The 260-nt window shown below is 75.0% G+C and carries 1 pseudogene; it reads left to right on the forward strand.

Going from position 1 to position 260, the window contains the following annotated elements:
• Nucleotides 1–36: 36 nt before the first annotated feature.
• Nucleotides 37–260 (forward strand): annotated as a pseudogene (locus tag KR546_RS18865) (hypothetical protein); the annotation flags it as partial.

Below are 260 nucleotides of genomic sequence, written 5' to 3' on the forward strand. Positions count from 1 at the left end.
GTCCCGGCCCCCACCGGTGCCCCGGCACCCGATCCGGTGACCGAGCAACTCGACGACGAGGGCGTGCGGACCGTCCCGGCGTCCACGCCGACCGGCGATTCGTCGGCACCGGCGACCGGGGCCACGCCCGAACCGCCCGTGGCCGACCGCGACACGCCCGAGGACGACCTCGGTGAGGCCTCCGGGGACGACCCCGACCACGACCCCGACGACGACTACGAACTGGACGACCAGCCGGTGATGGAGCCCGGTGGTGGTCA

Source organism: Salsipaludibacter albus (genome assembly GCF_019798055.1).
GTDB lineage: Bacteria > Actinomycetota > Nitriliruptoria > Nitriliruptorales > Nitriliruptoraceae > Salsipaludibacter > Salsipaludibacter albus.